A 15,494-nucleotide genomic window follows, 5' to 3' on the forward strand; every position below is an offset into this window, starting at 1 on the left:
TTGCGCCGATCATTGTACTGACGTAAAACTCCCTAAAGACAAAACTCATCTTTTCAGATAGGTTATTAGCTTACCTGTCACTTCATCGTGATTTAATATCTTGAATCATCAAAAAAACTATTAAATACTGATTTTTCATTTATTAAACAAATGATTATGGCATATTTTTATAGTTATGTGCAGGGTTACGGATGATTGGTTGCTTAAAAACAAGTGCCCCTTACCCTTAGGGAACCTCTGCATAACTCCCCCACGCATGTGCAAGCACATGTGTGCCGGGTTAGGCAAGATCCCAGCCCATGCAGCAATTTGATCTCTGCCTGAACCTCTCCTCCAAAAAGACTCGCAAACGCGAATTCCTCGAGCAGATGCAGCAGGTCGTCACCTAGGGAACCTCTGCATAAATCCCCAACGCATGTGCTTGCACATGCGTGCTGGGTGCGGCAGCATCCCAGCCCATGCAGCAAACTGACCTCGGCCTGAACCTTTCTACCAAGAAGACTCGCAAACGCGAATTCCTTGAGCAGATGCAGCAGGTCGTTCCATGGAAAGGTTTGGTTGCGTTGATCGAACCCTACGCCCCTGAAGGGCGCTGAGGTCGGCCACCCTTCCCCGTTGAGATGCTGCTACGTATCCACTTCATGCAGCAGTGGTTCACGCTCAGTGATCCAGCCATGGAGGAAGCGCTGCATGACATGCCGTTGTTCCGGGATTTCGCAGGCTTATCGTGGAACAGCGCCACACCTGATGAGAGCACCATCTTGCGCTTTCGTCATTTGCTGGAAGCACACAAACTGGTCGAGCAAATCCTGCAAACCGTCACGGACTTGCTGGTAAGCAAAAAGCTGCTGCTGCGCACAGGCACCATCGTGGATGCCACATTGATTGCGGCGCCAAGTTCTACCAAGAACAGCACCAAGTCTCGTGATCCAGAGATGCACCAGACCAAGAAAGGTAACCAGTGGCACTTCGGTATGAAGGCCCACATTGGCGTGGATGCTGATTCAGGCTTGGTGCATACCGTGCGTGGCACCGCAGCCAATGTCAGCGATGTGGTGGAGGCCAACAGCCTGCTGCACGGCCAGGAAATCGATGGGTATGGCGACGCTGGCTACCAAGGTGCAGACAAGCGTCCCGACATGCTTGCGGCAACGCCTGAGCGCAAACTGCATTGGCACATTGCGATGAAGCGCGGCAAGCGCAAAGCTCTGGATCTGATGAAACCTATCCCCGCCTTGCAGGAGCAACTCGAGCAGGTCAAATCCAAGATACGGGCCAAAGTCGAGCATCCATTCCGGGTCGTTAAACGCCAGTTTGGCCATGTCAAAGTTCGCTACCGAGGACTGAGAAAGAACACCCAGCAGTTGCATACCTTGTTTGCTCTGGCGAACCTGTGGATGGCCCGTGTCCAGTTGCAGGTAACCAACCAATCCAAGTCAGTGATTGCAGCTTAAAGAGGCAATATGCCCGCGGAGCGCGGGCATATTGGGGAGAAGATAGTCGACAAGAAGTGACAGTCCACGCTGATGCAGCGGCTATCACGCTCGGAATGGCTTTGTGCAGAGGATCCCTAGAAGGACTTGGTCGCTCTGATCACCCCTTATGCGCCCAGAAGGTCGCAGGGGCCTCCCACGTTGCAGGTCTAATACGATCAAGCCATTGAGCTAGCCCCTTGAATCCACCATGCCCCAACCTAAGCTCTGGTCGCCTAATCGATAGAGGCGAACATTATGGGTGGGATCCGGTCCGACTACTTTTTCCATCCGACCAGTTCAAGCGGCCGCAGCCCAAACCGCACAGCATTCCTGGCATGCAAGCCAGCTAGTTCCTTGAGTACGAGTTGTGTGAAGTGCTCGCGGTCTTCAGGCTGCACACTTCCAGGCAGCATGGCGTAAACGCTCGCCTCATTCACGGGCAAGCCGCTGCGAACAACAGCGGCAATCACCTCGCCTAGCACTTGCCGGTAGCGCAACCGCAAGATGTCAGGCGGCACTAGACTTTGCTGCACAGCCACGTACTGCTGGCATGAGCGTTCATAGGCCCACACAAAAACATCCCGCAGCAGGTCCACCTGGTTGAGTTCGTACACACCGATCATGGCGTCCACATAGGCTTGCGGAGGCACGTCGATGAATGACAGTGGGCATAGGTTATGGCGTATGAAGGGAATGTTGGCAGCCAGGCGCGACACACGCTTGTTCACATCCTCAAAGGGCTGCAAGTAAGGCAGGTGCACCATCAAGAAGAACGCTTGCTCAAACGGATCTTCAATCTCTGCGGCCATGCCCAACACGATGCCGAACAGTTCTTCTAAGCGTTGAGGCAAAGCCACAGGTAGGTAGACACTGCCGCCAATTTCTACGGCACGACTGCGAATGCGGCCACACATGGCTGGGTCAGGCATCAAGCCATCGGAGAGCAAAGCATGCAACGCCACGATGGTATCTTGCGAGACCACCGCCTGCTCAGGCGAATGCACCAGAAATTCGATGGCCTGCTTGTGGTTCAGGATCATCTGCGTCTCAAACGCATCCTTGCCCTCAGCTACCTGGCCAAACTCAATCAGCCGTTCTGTATCCAAGCGGCTATAGGTGTTGCCTTCCAACTGCGAAGATGCCCAAGAAAGGTCAATCAGCAAGCGGTTAAGAATGTCCCTGGCAAACGTACCTGCAGGTGTTTGCTCGGCTGGTGAACGCCCTAAAGCATGTAGCTGTTCACGCAGTTTCAAGGGCAAATACGCCGTGTGGTTGGGGTGGTACTGTTCCAAAAATTCTGTGCGATAGACCACAGGCTTGCGCAGATGCCGAGGCTGACGCACGTACGCCTTGATGGCTTCGCCTTCAGGGCTGACGGGAACATATGGCTCTGTCCCAGTCTCTGCGCTTGATGAGCCCACGCCACTTGGGTCTTCATCTTGCAGACCTGGAAAGTAGCGCACGGCACGAGCTTGCCCCTGCACCCGAATGCGCCTCTGCTCAACCAATACAGCCAATCTGCGCTGAAGGCTACGGCGCTGCAATACCAGCCCTGATTCCTGCAACACTTCTTCAGCGCTCACCCCTTCTGGGTGACGCTCAATGACGTTGGCCAACAAGTCGAGTTCTTGCTGTGGTTTGACGCTATTCATGACGCGAATTATGACGCAATACTATACATTGCGTCAATCTTTTGACGCAATAAAAATAAAGGTCAAGGCACACCAAACTTGAAGTCAGTGCCCTGCAGAGGTCTACTTGTAACCCCACGTCTCAACAGTCAAAAAACAAAAAAGGGGCATAACGCCCCTTTCAGTGTCTATCAAATATTCTCCATCAAGTCACTCGCAAGCTCAGCATCCGTCATATCTGACGCATAACGTACAGGGGCGCGATTCAAATTCGATGTATGACTATGCGAATCATTGCGCTTGGCCAAAGCACGCAGCTTCTCTTTCATCTCTTCCAGCTTCTTTTTGATCGTTGAACCAGCAAAAGCGTAGTCTTTCAACGCCTCTGGGACAGCATCAAGCTTGAACATGCCTGGGTACACCAACCACGCCAACTGCACCAGTTCCTTTTGCTCCTCCCAAGGGATGTGCAAATCAACACCACACAACTTTTGAATGACACGTTTTACCTTGCTACGCTGCTTTTTGTCCGTGCTTTTGAAGGGCAATTTATCAAAAAGCGTACCCGCGTAATGCTTCTCAAGAATTGAGCGGTACTCATCACTCAGGGTCTTCATGAAATCCGGGCGGTGTCGACGCTTATTGAGCTTCTCGTTCAATCGCAAAAAGTCACGAGCTTCTTCAAAGACTTTCTCATACATTTCCAGGCCAGCTTTACCTTTCCAGCTCAAAGGCGAAGCCCACTTGGAAGGCTGCTTCTTTTTAACCGTCCTACCATCTACATCAACAACAGTGACTGTTTCTTTGAACCAAGGCTTCTTCAGCTTCACTTCAAAGCGCACGTAGTTTTTGCTGATTTTAAAGAGGTCCTCTGCAACAGCGGTTGGTAAGCCACAAAACGACTTTGGTGTAACCCATGACTTCACATAAGCTGCAATATCAAAATTGCTACTTTTACTGATTGTCACGTAGCAATTCCAATCCGAGTTACGAAAATCAACAGCTGGCTTACGCTTGTTCTTTTTAATCACATCTCCTGAGAACAATGTTAAACCACGCTGAGAAATATCAACAATACGGCTGTTTGCCTTATGCTTACTTTCACTGTAGGCGAGGTAAGTCAAGTGAAGCTCTTGCAACTCACAGTTTTTCAGAGAAAACTTCTTCACTGTTTCTGTAGGTACTCCGCAATCCATTAACCAGTATTGAAAAAAGTACAAAGCCAATAATGATGTGGCATGCACATTGTTTTGCAAAAGCGCATTAAGCCCACAAACAGCACCAGGAATACTGACACTCAGCTCATAAGCAATAACAATTAGCTTTCCATCTATATATTTGCAAAGTGGAGTTATCCAGTATTTAGCCGTCCCACATTTAAAATTAAATGGCGCAGGTACACAGCTAGTAGCACTACGCGATTTAATTTCACCAGTTGGCTCAGTATCCTCTTTCTTCTTATATGGAAGATCCTGGCCTTGAATGTTCTTGGGCACACCTATGCGAACAATTGTGGTATCTGTCATTTCTAATACTTTCTAAAATTAGTGCTTATTACGTAAGCCTTGACTACATGACGATCAAGCTTGTGCAAGGCTTGTTGAGTAGTTGTTGCTTGGCTAGGCAGTAGTGATGTAATGACTATTACTAGGAAAGCATTCAGTGGTTGTTAGTCCCACTACACGTCAAAAATCAACTTTTTGCCTAGCTACAAAGTGATTTACAGCGTTAGTTCATTCAATTTAAGAGAGACGTAACTTTTGAAGTTACACATTCACGTCACATACGATGAAAGCGCATCCGAATAGCACTTTCATCACTCCCTCTCAATTCATCGCCATCAGATGCTTGCGCAACGCGCCCACTTGCCAGCCGGTTATGCGCGTTGAGATCTTCACAGGAGCCGGTATATGACCGGATTTCACGTGGCGCCACACGGTTGCGCGTGAGCACGCAAACAACGCTTGCACTACATCTACGCGAACATGCGCCACGTTGGGAAGCTGATCGAAGTCCTGCAAAGGATCAAGGCGTGGACGGGCAATCTTGGTTGAGGCAGCTGCGCAGTCAGCGCCTGTAGCAAGGATAGTTTTTTGGCGATATGCCATAGCAAAGCTCCTAGTGCTACGGACGACATGCAGGATGCAGTCGCCCAGCTACCAGGCTTTACAGATTTAGAAAATTTGCAGACGTGGCAGATGCTTGCTTTGTTGAACTGTTAGGTGTGAGGTACGATAGTTAGGTATGTGTTAGGCTATCTGTTAGGTACAGTGTTAGGTACCGATCTTCATTGCTCAACAAGATAAAAATATTCATCTAATAAAACCATGACAAAAATCTTTCAGCATGATATTCATCACTGGTCACTTGAAGAATTCATTCGATTAATCGTCATTAAAACTGAAATACCCATCCATGACGATCAGCTTATAAAGCATATTCTTCATGAGATTAAAAAAAATAGAGTTACTGAAAATTTTAACCAGCCACCTGACGAAGTCGATACTTGTCTAGCAGAAGCGACTGAAAGAATCGTAGGATTTCTATCCAATACCATAGCGCACATTTCATTAGAAATGAGTTTGCCGATTATTTTTTGGATGAGAATCGCACTGAGTCTTCACAACCAATACCAAATCAATATTGATAGTGTTGTAGAGGATTACTCAAAGTGGCGCAATAATGAGGGTAAAAACCTACAATTGATTTATTCACCAAGAATAAGCAAAGGCAAATCGGAAACCATCCCTTTTGATCTCTTCTTAGTACAGACAGGTTATAAGAAGATTCCTCAAATTTTAAAAACTTCCGAGTGGCACCTTGAGGAGATCAAAGGAATAGTCGCAAAAAAGGCAAAAAAGACAAAAAAGACAAAAGACCCATATTGCAATATTGGAAAGCCAGCTTTCATGAAACTAAAAGAAATGATGAAAAAGGCCGCCTTGAATATACAAATAAAAAATCTTCTCCCATATCATGGAGACGGGAAAGTAAAACATTTATTTCATGGAAAAAGAGAAGATCTATACAATATATTAGTTGAAAAATATTCTTTAGATATCGCTTTCAGCTCATACTGTCAAGCCTCCCCTAAGTTCGTTAACTTGACTCGAAAGAAATTAAATCTATCTTCTGCTCAGATTCAAATCATCAAACTCAGAAAAACAAAACACTTAACACAATTAAAACCAATACATGAGATTTAATTTCACAATCACTCAAGTCAATCATTTCATGGCTATATTCTCAAAAATACACCTCTTTTCTCCAGCTGTAGCGATTACAATTTACAAGAATTTTCAGCCGACAAACTTAGCCTTCAGACTGAAAATTTAAATAACTTACAAACAAAAAAGGGACACATTTTGTGCCCCTTTTTTCTGAAGAGTAGTACTGAAAATTATCTTCAACTCACATAAAAAATCATAAATCAGGATTTTTTCCAACTGCGATTAGTTGTTTCTTTAATTCAGGCAACGCTGTTTGTACGGTATCCCAGACCACATCTAGATTGATATCGAAATATCCATGGGCGATGCGATTGCGCATCCCGCGCATAGCTCTCCAAGGAACATTAGGATTCGCTGCTGCAAAATCACCATAACCATCCATGACCTTGGTGGCTGCTTCGCCAAGAATGATGAGGCTCATGATGACCGCTTGCTGCGTCCTCTTGTCTGCCTCAAATTCGTCTCGGGTCATGCCCACAACAAATCCACATGCATCTGCAGCCGCCTGCTGCATATGATCAATGTAATCAGGCAACCTGTTCATATTCATACAGGCCGGGCCTCCAAAAGGACTTGATCGCGGAATTTGGCGGGTAAATCGTAGGGGGTCAGCAAATCGACCTGAATACCAAGGATGCTCTCCAATTCATCCTGCAAGCCCCCCAGATCAAAGAGAGTGGCACCCGGAAGAGCATCAACGATCAAATCCAAGTCGCTGCCTTCTTGATCGGTTCCATGCACGACGGAGCCAAATACACGCGGGTTTTCAGTGCGATAACGGCCCACTGCTGCGCGTATATCGCTACGCCTAATTTCAAGTGCTTGTGATGGTCGCATGGGAAGCTCCTTGCTCTACTCAATTATGCGCAATGCGCAAGAGGGAAGAAAAGGCTGGCGATCACTTCCAAAGCCTTAGCGCTAAAGAATGAACTCGGCCCATTTCTGCATCATCTCACGACGCTTCTCCAACATGTCACCTCGCCGGTAAGCAGCCTCCACCTTATTGCTGACCACGTGTGCCAGCGCCATCTCGGCCATTTCCTGAGGGTAATCCGTCGCTTCGGCAGCCCAGTCGCGGAAGGTCGAGCGAAAGCCGTGCACCGTCAAATCATTGCGCTGCATTCGGCGAAGCACTGCCGTGAGCGTCATATCCGAAAGAGGCTTATGGTCCCGCACGCTGGGGAAAACGACATTCGTGCCAGCCAGGAGTGCTTGCTCCTGCTGACGCAACAAGGCCACGGCAGCATCTGACAATGGAATCCGGTGTTCGCGCCCCGCCTTCATGCGTTCAGCGGGGACAACCCACAGACGGGCTGACAAGTCCACTTCGTCCCATACCATGCCGCGCACCTCACCGGAGCGAGCGGCTGTCAGGATGGTGAAGCGCAACGCCAATGCTCCCACCCCAGCCTGCGCCTCCAGCGAAGTCATGAACGACTGCATGTCCTTCCACGGAAGTGCCGCAAAGTGGCGCGTCCGAGAGACCTTGGTGCGAGCAGGAAACAGAGAGTCAAGGTGCCCTTTCCAACGCGCGGGGTTGTCGCCACTACGCAGGCGGCGGGCACTGGCCCAGCCAAGGATGGATTCAATGCGCCCCCGCAAACGAGAAGCCGTTTCCGGCTTGCTGTTCCAAATAGGCTCAAGCACGCGCATCACATGCTCGGTCTCCACCAGGGCCACATCCATCTTACCTATCACAGGCTCGGCATACATGGCCAACGTACTGACCCACTGCTCTGCATGCTTGGCATTTTTCCAACCAGCACGATGCGACTCGATGTACTGCGCTGCACACCAGGCGAACGTGACCCTTTTAGCTTGCTCCGCGCGCGCAGTAGCCAAGGCATCTTGCTTGACCTTCATCGGGTCAACGCCCTCACGCACCTGCTTGCGCCATGCCATGGCTTTGTCACGTGCTTCTGCAAGTGAAACATCGGGGTATGGCCCAAGCCCCGTCCAACGCTCTCGCCCCGCCATCGTGTAGCGCAAGATCCAGGATTTAGAGCCACCTTCCGTGACCTTCAGCCACAGCCCGGCACCATCGCCATGCATGCCAGCTTCCTTGATTCGGCTGGCTTGCAACTGCGTCAATTTATTCGCTTTCACCATACGTTTAAGTTCGACGGAAACTGGAGGCCCATTTTGCTCTCGTTATACGGAATCGTATACGGAAAAAACAGAATATTGTGCGATGCACAATGAGTCAACCTGAGACAAACAAAATCATAACCCATTGTTTTTTATCGAGAAAACTTTGAATTTTGATATTTTATGATGCGAAATGAAACATCAGTTCGACTGCCACAGCCTCCGCCAAGAATACTCATAAGCCCCTGTTTTCAGGGGCTTTTTTGTTTTCAATCTCGATATATCTACCATCCAATCTACCATTAGATTTCTGATTGAACCGAACCAGATCGGACTGCTTCGGACAGTACTGAGATACCCGCAGCAGCTGAACTCTATTTTTTTTCAGCCACATATCACTAGCTTGGCCTACCTACTAGGCCTGTTACCAGCCATGCTGGCCTGAGCCACCGCTCGGGCTTTTTTGCATCTACACCCTCGTCTGGAGCTATTGATGGACTTCCCCCCTTTCTGCCCCTACTGCCAAAGCCGCGACGTGGTCCCTCGGGCCACGGGCCTCAAAATCTTTGGTGCCATCGGCATCGCTGTGGGCGCTGCCGGCGCCTTCAAAGCCTCGCTCAAAGCCTTGCAAGTGCTGCAAAGCGGCAGCATTGCCTTGCCAGGTATTGCACTCACAGGCATTGCCAGCGCGGTCCTGACCGCAATGAGCGCCAGTGCCCTGGGCTGCGAAATCGGCACCAAAGCGGGCGCGCAGCTCGATCGCATGCTGCTGGGCAACCGCTTTTGCAGGAGTTGCAAGCGCAGCTTTATCTACCTGTGACCTCTCTCTATTGGGTGGTGTTTTTTTACACCGCTTATTGAATAAGACGCATTTGTTTTTAAAGGATTTCTCATGGCACATCTCGTTGAAACCATGGCCTACGCTGGTCAAACCCCTTGGCATGAACTGGGCCACGCACTGCCCGCCAAGCAAAGCATCGATGTCTGGGCCCAGGCTGCCGGCATGGATTGGCGCATTCAAGAAACGCCGGTGCGTTATCTCGCCTCTGATGCGGAGTCCGGTCTTTCAGGTCTGTATGCCGAACCCAAGGAGTTCCCCGAGCAAAAGGTGCTGTATCGCAGCGATACGCAAGCGCCTCTGTCGGTGGTAGGCAGTCGCTACCAGGTGGTGCAGCCCCGAGAGGTGCTGGAGTTCTATCGGGACCTGACCGAAGTGGCCGGCTACGAGCTGGAGACAGCCGGGGTGCTCAAAGCCGGTCGCAAGTTCTGGGCACTGGCCCGCACAGGCAAATCTGCCGCTCTCAAGGGCAAGGATGTGGTCAACGGCTATTTGCTGCTGGCGACGTCCTGCGATGGGACGCTGGCCACGGTGGCGATGCCCACGACCGTGCGGGTGGTGTGCAACAACACACTGACGATTGCGCTGCGTGATGGTGTGGGCGCAGTCAAAGTGCCGCACAGCACAACGTTCGATGCCCAAGCGGTCAAGCGCCAGTTGGGCGTGGCCGTGGGTCAGTGGGATAGCTTCATGTACCGCATGAAGACGCTGGCTGAGCGCAAGGTCAAGACCCATGAGGCGATGAACTATTTCCTGAAGGTGATCTGCAATGCGGACAGCCACACCGATTTGTCGGTGGGCCTGACCAATGAGCGGGCACTCAAGAAGGTGCAGATGCTCTATGAGGGCCATGGCCGTGGGGCCGAGATGCATGCCGCCAAGGACACGGCCTGGGGCTTGCTGTGCGCCGTCACAGAGTTCGTGGACCACGAGAAACAAGCCCGCAGCCAGGACAACCGCCTGGACAGTGCCTGGTTCGGCCAGGGGGCTGTGATCAAGCAGCGGGCCTTGGACCATGCCTTGCAACTGGTGGCCTGAGCGTGTTGGCCTGCATGCGTGTTGGCGGCCTTTGGACAGCTTGTACCGTCTTCCTCTCACCTTGTTTGCGCTTTTATTTGCGTCTCTTTTGTCACCCCCACAAGCCGCCTTCTAAGGCGGCTTTTTTATGCCCGCATCCTTGCGGGCCAAGGAGTTTTGTATGTCTTTGCACTTGGTCAGCCCTTCGGGGCATGGTGCAGCAGCGCCTGTCTCCCCTGCCCGCTCGCCCCGCAAAGGGGCTGCACTGCGCCTGGTGTCTACCAAGGACATGGCGCGTGATGATTGGCTGGAGGTGCGCCGCACCGGTATTGGCAGCTCCGATGCTGCCGCAGCCGTGGGGCTGAACCCTTACCAGTCGCAGCTGGAGCTGTGGATGCTCAAGACGGGCAAGGGCGATCTCTTGCCAGCCATCGACCCTCTGGATGACACCAGCCCCATGTTCTGGGGCACGTTGCTGGAGCCCATTGTGGCGGCGCATTACACCAAGCGCACTGGCAACAAGGTGCGCCGTGTGAATGCGGTCTTGCAGCACCCGGAGCATGCCTGGATGCTGGCGAATGTGGACCGTGAGGTGGTCGGCGCTGGCGATGTGCAGATCCTGGAATGCAAAACTGCAGGCATCCATGGCGCTCGCCTGTGGCGCGATGGCGTGCCGGAGTATGTGCAATTGCAGGTGATGCACCAGCTGGCAGTCACGGGGCATCGGGCGGCCGATGTGGCTGTGCTGATCGGGGGTCAGGAGCTGCGGATTTTTAGGATTGAACGGGATGAGGCGCTGATTGCCCGTTTGATTGCCTTGGAGCAAGAGTTTTGGGAGATGGTCCAAAGCGGCACAGCGCCGCCTGGCGATGGCTCCGAGAGCAGCGAGAAGGCCTTGCGTTACCTCTACCCCGTCGATAGCGGCGATCAGGTGGATTTCAGTGACGACGAGGGTCTGAGCGCCTGCTTTGAGGAGTTAGTGCAAGCCCGACTGGAGCTGGACGCTGCCAACAAGCGCGAAGCCCGTTTGCGTCAGCACCTGCAGATGCACATGGGCGAGGCCAGCAAGGCGGTATTTGCCTGCGGCGGCGCTGTGACCTGGAAGCGCAGCAAGGATGGCCAGGTCTTCAACACCAGCCAGTTTGTCCAGGACCATCCCACGCTGGCCTGAATCACACCGGCTTCCGTGGAGGCTCAACTCCTGAGAGGATTGAGTCATGAACACTAAAGCTGCTCGTTTTAGCCCTGAGGTACGTGAACGTGCCGTACGTTTGGTGCAGGAATGCCAAGCGGATTACGCATCGCTGTGGGGCGCATGTGAATCGATAGCCCCCAAGATTGGCTGCTCTGTCAGCACCTTGCATGGATGGGTGCAGCGCAAAGAAATAGATGCAGGCCAACGCCCAGGATTGACCACGGATGAACGTGAGCGGCTCAAGCAACTGGAGCGAGAGAACAAGGAACTGCGCCGAGCCAATGACATCCTCAAGGCTGCGAGCGCTTTTTTTGCGCAGGCGGAGCTCGACCGCCGATTGAAGTCTTGAAGAACTACATCGACCGCCACCGTGACGACTACGGGGTCGAGCCCATCTGCCGGGTGCTGCATATGGCCCCATCGTGTTACTGGCGCCACGCAGCCCGGCAACGCAACCCGCAACTGCGCAGTCAACGCGCCCAGCGTGACGAGGGTTTGAAGGCCGACATCCAGCGCGTGTGGCACGCCAACTGGCAGGTCTACGGAGCCGACAAGGTCTGGTTGCAGATGAACCGCGAGGGTATCCCGGTGGCACGTTGTACTGTGGAGCGACTGATGCGTGCCATGGGCTTGCAAGGGGCACGCCGTGGCAGGGCGGTGCGTACCACCACGCCTGACACATCAGCGCCGTGCCCGCTGGATCACATCAACCGGCACTTCCATGCCAGCCGACCCAATGGGCTATGGGTGTCGGACTTCACCTATGTCTCCACCTGGCAGGGCTGGCTGTATGTGGCCTTTGTTTTGGACGTGTATGCCCGGCGCATCGTGGGCTGGCGGGTCAGCCGCAGCATGCAGACTGACTTCGTGCTGGATGCACTGGAGCAGGCCTTGTACGAGCGCCAGCCTGCAGCCCATGCCTTGACGCACCATTCCGACAGGGGCAGTCAATACGTCAGCATCCGCTACACCGAACGCTTGGACCAGGCAGGCATACGGCCTTCGGTGGGCAGCCGGGGTGACAGCTACGACAACGCGCTGGCCGAGACCATCAACGGGCTGTACAAGGCCGAGCTGATTCACCGCCTGGGACCCTGGAAGACCAGGGAATCCGTGGAACTGGCCACCCTGCAGTGGGTGCACTGGTTCAACCACGCCCGACTGCTCACGCCGAATGGGGGCATCCCTCCGGCAGAAGCTGAGGCAAACTACTGGAGGCAACTCGCCGTCAGCAACACCTCGATAGAGGTGTCAACTTAAACCAATCGGCCTCCTTGAAACCCGGGGCGGTTCAAGGAGCGGATCTCCTGCACCCGCAGGATGTCGATCCCGTATTCCTCCGCACCCAGGCGGAAGGTCAGGAATTCGGCATGGGCGCCTTGCTGGCCTGCGACGTGGCGGGCATCGCCGGCAGCGGTGGAGGGAGAGTGCATGTCCATGGTCGGGTCCTCGGAGGCGGTTCAGAAGCTTTCCCAGCTGTCCCCGTCGCTTGCGGCAGCTGTTGACGCCACCGCGACTGGCTTCGGGGCTTGCGGCCGGGCGGCAGGCTTTCGGGCGGGGCTCGCCACGGGCGGGCGCACGACGGGGGCCGGCTTGACCACGGGCGCGGGGCTCGGAGACAGGGTGGACATGGAAGACGTGGCGCTGGACAGCTTGAACACCGACACCGCCTGCACCAGTTGCTGGGCCTGCTGCTGCAGGCTCGATGCCGCCGCCGCGCTTTCTTCCACCAGGGCCGCGTTCTGCTGTGTGGTCTGGTCCATGTTGCTGACCGCTTCGCTGACCTGGTTCACACCGGCGTTCTGCTCCTGGCTGGCGCTGCTGATCTCGCCCACGATGTCGGTCACGCGCTGGATCGACTGCACGATCTCCTGCATGGTGCTGCCGGCCTGGTCCACCAGGGCCGTGCCCTGCTCCACGCGTTCGACGCTGGCATTGATCAGGCCCTTGATTTCCTTGGCCGCTTCGGCGCTGCGCTGAGCCAGGCTGCGCACCTCGCCAGCCACCACGGCAAAGCCACGGCCCTGTTCGCCCGCGCGCGCAGCCTCCACCGCCGCGTTGAGCGCCAGGATGTTGGTCTGGAAGGCGATGCCGTCGATCACGCCGATGATGTCGCTGATCTTGCGGCTACTCTCGTTGATCTCCTTCATGGTCTGCACCACCTGGTTGACCACTTCACCGCCCTGGATGGCCACGCCGCTGGCGCTGGACGCGAGCTGACTGGCCTGGCGCGCGTTGTCGGCGTTCTGCTGAGCGGTCGAGCCCATTTCTTCCATGGACGCGGAAGTTTCCTCCAGCGCCGAGGCCTGCTGCTCGGTGCGCGAAGACAGGTCGCTGTTGCCTTGCGCGATCTGCACACTGGCCGTGGCCACGCTGTCCGCCCCTTGCCGGACGTTGCTGACCACGCGTGTGAGCGAGGCCTGCATCTCGCCCATGGCGGTCAGCAGTGGGGAGAATTCGTCGCGGGCGTTGTCGACCACCGCGACCGTGAGATCGCCATCGCGCACCCGCTCTGCCACCTGCTGGGTCACCTGCACCCGGCGGCGCAGCAGCTGTGCGACGAACCAGGAAAAGGCCATCAGGGCCACAGCAATCACCACCGCCACGGCTGTCAGCATCAGCGCGGTGGTTTGGGTGCTTTTTTCAATGCCGGCGATGTCCGCTTCCAGACCCGCCTGATGAATGTCACGCTCTTCGGCGAACAGCTTCAGCAGTACGTTGCGGGTCGGGATGGTCTTGTCCACCAGGTAGGCGAAGGCCTCGTCCTTCTTGCCCTCCTTGATCAGGGCGATGTTGGCCTCGCCGTCTTTCCAGAACGCGGCCATGGCGGGCGAGACCTTGACGAAATGCGCCTTGCCTTCCGGAGAAAACAGGCGCTTCTCGAAGGCCGCCAGCACCTCGTCCATGTGCTTGCGCTTGTCGCCGATGTAATTCAGCGTGTCGTTGAGTTCCTGGGGATTGCGCGCCAGGATGGAGTGCCGGATCTGCAGCGACACCTGGGTCACATTGAGCTCCAATTCGGCCATGGCCTGCAGCTGCGGCACCCGGTTGGTCTTGGTGTGTTCGGCCTGAGCGGCCGCGTCGTTGAGACTGAAATGCGCGTAGAGCGCCAGTGCGATCAGAGCAGCCGTGATCAGCCCGCTGACGAGGTACAGGCGCTTGGCGATACCGAAGCCAAAACTCTTGTTCATGTGATTCGTGGATAAATAGGGCTCCGTCGTCACGCCAACGGTATGCGGCGCCGCATCTCCAACAACACGCAGCGTCCTGTTCACTATCGGCAAATGCGACAAGGTCTAAATGGGGAAAAAGAGGTTTTTTGCGGCCGCATATGAAAATGAAAAACTCACGGCCTTGCGGCATGTAGGGCCTGGTTGAAGAAGCGTCTATCAGACGAGAGTGATGCCGTTTCAATCCAACGTGCCTGAGCCAGCAAAGTGAATACATCCCTCGAACTTTGAGGAATGCCTAGGCGCTCGCGCCGGATCAGGTGCTGCCCCATGTCCAGGGCTGCTTCACACGCCCGCTGGACGTTCAAGATCGCTGCATCTTGACGGGTGTGATCGGCTGCAAATGTAGATGGAGATTTTTCGTACTCCTCTTTAGCCCGCAGGACGCAACGCTCAATCGTTGCTGCTTTGTTAATGAGTACGTCATCAACCATAAACGGTCCCTGTTTTTTGAATGTCTTGCAGCAAGCCTGCGCGCGCCTCGTCCAATGCTGTCTTTTGGCTAAGGATGAAGGTTTCATAGAGCGCTGCCTGCTCATCTCTGGCCCACAGACGTTGGCCCGTTGTCACAATCCGGTACTGCATAACCGTCGAGGCAGAGCGTAGATTCAGCAAGTCGACAGGTGTTGATTTCCACCCAGAAGTGACCCACTAGCCCCCGGTGGAGGTGCGGATAAAAACTTGGACTGGTTTTATGCGGCTAGGCCAAGTTTGTTCCGGTATTCCACAGGGCTTAAACGTCCCAGAGATACCTTGATACGTTTTTCGTTGTACCAACGAATGTAAGTAT

14 protein-coding genes, 2 pseudogenes and 1 other annotated feature are annotated in these 15,494 nt (G+C 53.9%); of the genes and pseudogenes, 6 read left to right on the top strand and 10 right to left on the bottom strand.

Annotated elements, in window-relative coordinates:
* Positions 1-458: 458 nt before the first annotated feature.
* Positions 459-1,454, top strand: a pseudogene (locus tag FSY45_RS23215) (IS5 family transposase).
* Between the two features lie 296 nt (positions 1,455-1,750).
* Here the strand turns inward: FSY45_RS23215 and FSY45_RS23220 are convergent.
* The 3 genes from FSY45_RS23220 to FSY45_RS23230 form a co-directional block, all read right to left on the bottom strand.
* Positions 1,751-3,127 carry a Fic family protein gene (locus FSY45_RS23220; RefSeq protein ID WP_148748421.1) on the bottom strand — a complete coding sequence of 459 codons (1,377 nt, stop codon included), beginning with the start codon at positions 3,125-3,127 and terminating at the stop codon, positions 1,751-1,753.
* Positions 3,128-3,297: 170 nt separating this feature from the next.
* Positions 3,298-4,632, bottom strand: coding sequence for a hypothetical protein (locus tag FSY45_RS23225; RefSeq protein ID WP_148748422.1), 1,335 nt, complete (start codon positions 4,630-4,632; stop codon positions 3,298-3,300).
* Positions 4,633-4,932: 300 nt separating this feature from the next.
* Positions 4,933-5,214 (bottom strand): AlpA family transcriptional regulator, encoded by a 282-nt coding sequence (locus FSY45_RS23230; protein WP_148748423.1) that lies wholly within the window; start codon positions 5,212-5,214, stop codon positions 4,933-4,935.
* Between the two features lie 219 nt (positions 5,215-5,433).
* Between FSY45_RS23230 and FSY45_RS23235 the strand changes: the two genes are divergently transcribed.
* Complete coding sequence (locus tag FSY45_RS23235) at positions 5,434-6,312, top strand: hypothetical protein (RefSeq protein ID WP_148748424.1); 879 nt, start codon at positions 5,434-5,436, stop codon at positions 6,310-6,312.
* Positions 6,313-6,529: 217 nt separating this feature from the next.
* Here the strand turns inward: FSY45_RS23235 and FSY45_RS23240 are convergent, their stop codons facing one another.
* The 3 genes from FSY45_RS23240 to FSY45_RS23250 form a co-directional block, all read right to left on the bottom strand.
* On the bottom strand, positions 6,530-6,886 hold the full coding sequence (locus FSY45_RS23240; RefSeq protein ID WP_148748425.1) for a DUF86 domain-containing protein: 357 nt from the start codon (positions 6,884-6,886) through the stop codon (positions 6,530-6,532).
* Complete coding sequence (locus tag FSY45_RS23245) at positions 6,883-7,173, bottom strand: nucleotidyltransferase family protein (protein ID WP_003052268.1); 291 nt, start codon at positions 7,171-7,173, stop codon at positions 6,883-6,885. The genes FSY45_RS23240 and FSY45_RS23245 overlap by 4 nt, the downstream gene beginning before the upstream one ends.
* An 81-nt stretch (positions 7,174-7,254) precedes the next feature.
* Entirely contained in the window at positions 7,255-8,445 is a 1,191-nt protein-coding gene (locus FSY45_RS23250) for a site-specific integrase (RefSeq protein WP_046462248.1), read from the bottom strand.
* Between the two features lie 472 nt (positions 8,446-8,917).
* Between FSY45_RS23250 and FSY45_RS23255 the strand changes: the two genes are divergently transcribed.
* The 4 genes from FSY45_RS23255 to FSY45_RS23270 all read left to right on the top strand — a co-directional run bounded on the left by FSY45_RS23255 (position 8,918) and on the right by FSY45_RS23270 (position 12,734).
* Positions 8,918-9,244 (top strand): hypothetical protein, encoded by a 327-nt coding sequence (locus tag FSY45_RS23255; RefSeq protein ID WP_148748426.1) that lies wholly within the window; start codon positions 8,918-8,920, stop codon positions 9,242-9,244.
* Between the two features lie 72 nt (positions 9,245-9,316).
* Entirely contained in the window at positions 9,317-10,300 is a 984-nt protein-coding gene (locus FSY45_RS23260) for a DUF932 domain-containing protein (RefSeq protein ID WP_148748427.1), read from the top strand.
* Between the two features lie 160 nt (positions 10,301-10,460).
* Positions 10,461-11,450 (top strand): YqaJ viral recombinase family protein, encoded by a 990-nt coding sequence (locus FSY45_RS23265; RefSeq protein ID WP_148748428.1) that lies wholly within the window; start codon positions 10,461-10,463, stop codon positions 11,448-11,450.
* 46 nt (positions 11,451-11,496) lie between these two features.
* Positions 11,497-12,734, top strand: a protein-coding gene (locus FSY45_RS23270) for an IS3 family transposase (protein ID WP_148748429.1) whose coding sequence is annotated in 2 segments (ribosomal slippage) — positions 11,497-11,779 and positions 11,779-12,734 — 1,239 coding nt in all. Because the reading frame shifts where the segments join, the coding sequence is not laid out codon by codon here.
* Positions 11,778-11,894: a sequence feature (AL1L pseudoknot), on the top strand. Its footprint overlaps the gene before it by 117 nt.
* Positions 12,735-12,757: 23 nt before the next feature.
* On the opposite strand, the pseudogene FSY45_RS23275 reads toward FSY45_RS23270, so the two are convergent.
* From FSY45_RS23275 to FSY45_RS23295, 4 genes and pseudogenes are all read right to left on the bottom strand, one after another.
* Positions 12,758-12,907, bottom strand: a pseudogene (locus FSY45_RS23275) (chemotaxis protein CheW); the annotation flags it as partial.
* A gap of 27 nt (positions 12,908-12,934) precedes the next feature.
* Positions 12,935-14,665, bottom strand: a complete 1,731-nt coding sequence (locus FSY45_RS23280) for a methyl-accepting chemotaxis protein (RefSeq protein WP_148748430.1) — start codon at positions 14,663-14,665, stop codon at positions 12,935-12,937.
* Between the two features lie 155 nt (positions 14,666-14,820).
* Positions 14,821-15,225: a DUF86 domain-containing protein gene (locus FSY45_RS23285; RefSeq protein WP_255443415.1), complete on the bottom strand. Its 405-nt coding sequence runs from the start codon at positions 15,223-15,225 to the stop codon at positions 14,821-14,823.
* A 171-nt stretch (positions 15,226-15,396) separates the two neighbouring features.
* Positions 15,397-15,494, bottom strand: a 98-nt coding sequence (locus FSY45_RS23295; protein WP_148748431.1) for an IS3 family transposase, incomplete at its 5' end; no start/stop codon positions are given.

This window comes from Comamonas sp. Z1 (assembly GCF_008121555.1).
GTDB lineage: Bacteria > Pseudomonadota > Gammaproteobacteria > Burkholderiales > Burkholderiaceae_C > Comamonas > Comamonas thiooxydans.

Bases quoted from the DNA above. Each gene is read 5' to 3' on its own strand.
- FSY45_RS23225 (WP_148748422.1), bottom strand. From the start codon at position 4,632: ATGACAGATACCACAATTGTTCGCATAGGTGTGCCCAAGAACATTCAA.
- FSY45_RS23245 (WP_003052268.1), bottom strand. From the start codon at position 7,173: ATGCGACCATCACAAGCACTTGAAATTAGGCGTAGCGATATACGCGCA.
- FSY45_RS23230 (WP_148748423.1), bottom strand. From the start codon at position 5,214: ATGGCATATCGCCAAAAAACTATCCTTGCTACAGGCGCTGACTGCGCA.
- FSY45_RS23240 (WP_148748425.1), bottom strand. From the start codon at position 6,886: ATGAATATGAACAGGTTGCCTGATTACATTGATCATATGCAGCAGGCG.
- FSY45_RS23285 (WP_255443415.1), bottom strand. From the start codon at position 15,225: ATGAAACCTTCATCCTTAGCCAAAAGACAGCATTGGACGAGGCGCGCG.
- FSY45_RS23265 (WP_148748428.1), top strand. From the start codon at position 10,461: ATGTCTTTGCACTTGGTCAGCCCTTCGGGGCATGGTGCAGCAGCGCCT.
- FSY45_RS23220 (WP_148748421.1), bottom strand. From the start codon at position 3,127: ATGAATAGCGTCAAACCACAGCAAGAACTCGACTTGTTGGCCAACGTC.
- FSY45_RS23255 (WP_148748426.1), top strand. From the start codon at position 8,918: ATGGACTTCCCCCCTTTCTGCCCCTACTGCCAAAGCCGCGACGTGGTC.
- FSY45_RS23280 (WP_148748430.1), bottom strand. From the start codon at position 14,665: ATGAACAAGAGTTTTGGCTTCGGTATCGCCAAGCGCCTGTACCTCGTC.
- FSY45_RS23260 (WP_148748427.1), top strand. From the start codon at position 9,317: ATGGCACATCTCGTTGAAACCATGGCCTACGCTGGTCAAACCCCTTGG.
- FSY45_RS23250 (WP_046462248.1), bottom strand. From the start codon at position 8,445: ATGGTGAAAGCGAATAAATTGACGCAGTTGCAAGCCAGCCGAATCAAG.
- FSY45_RS23235 (WP_148748424.1), top strand. From the start codon at position 5,434: ATGACAAAAATCTTTCAGCATGATATTCATCACTGGTCACTTGAAGAA.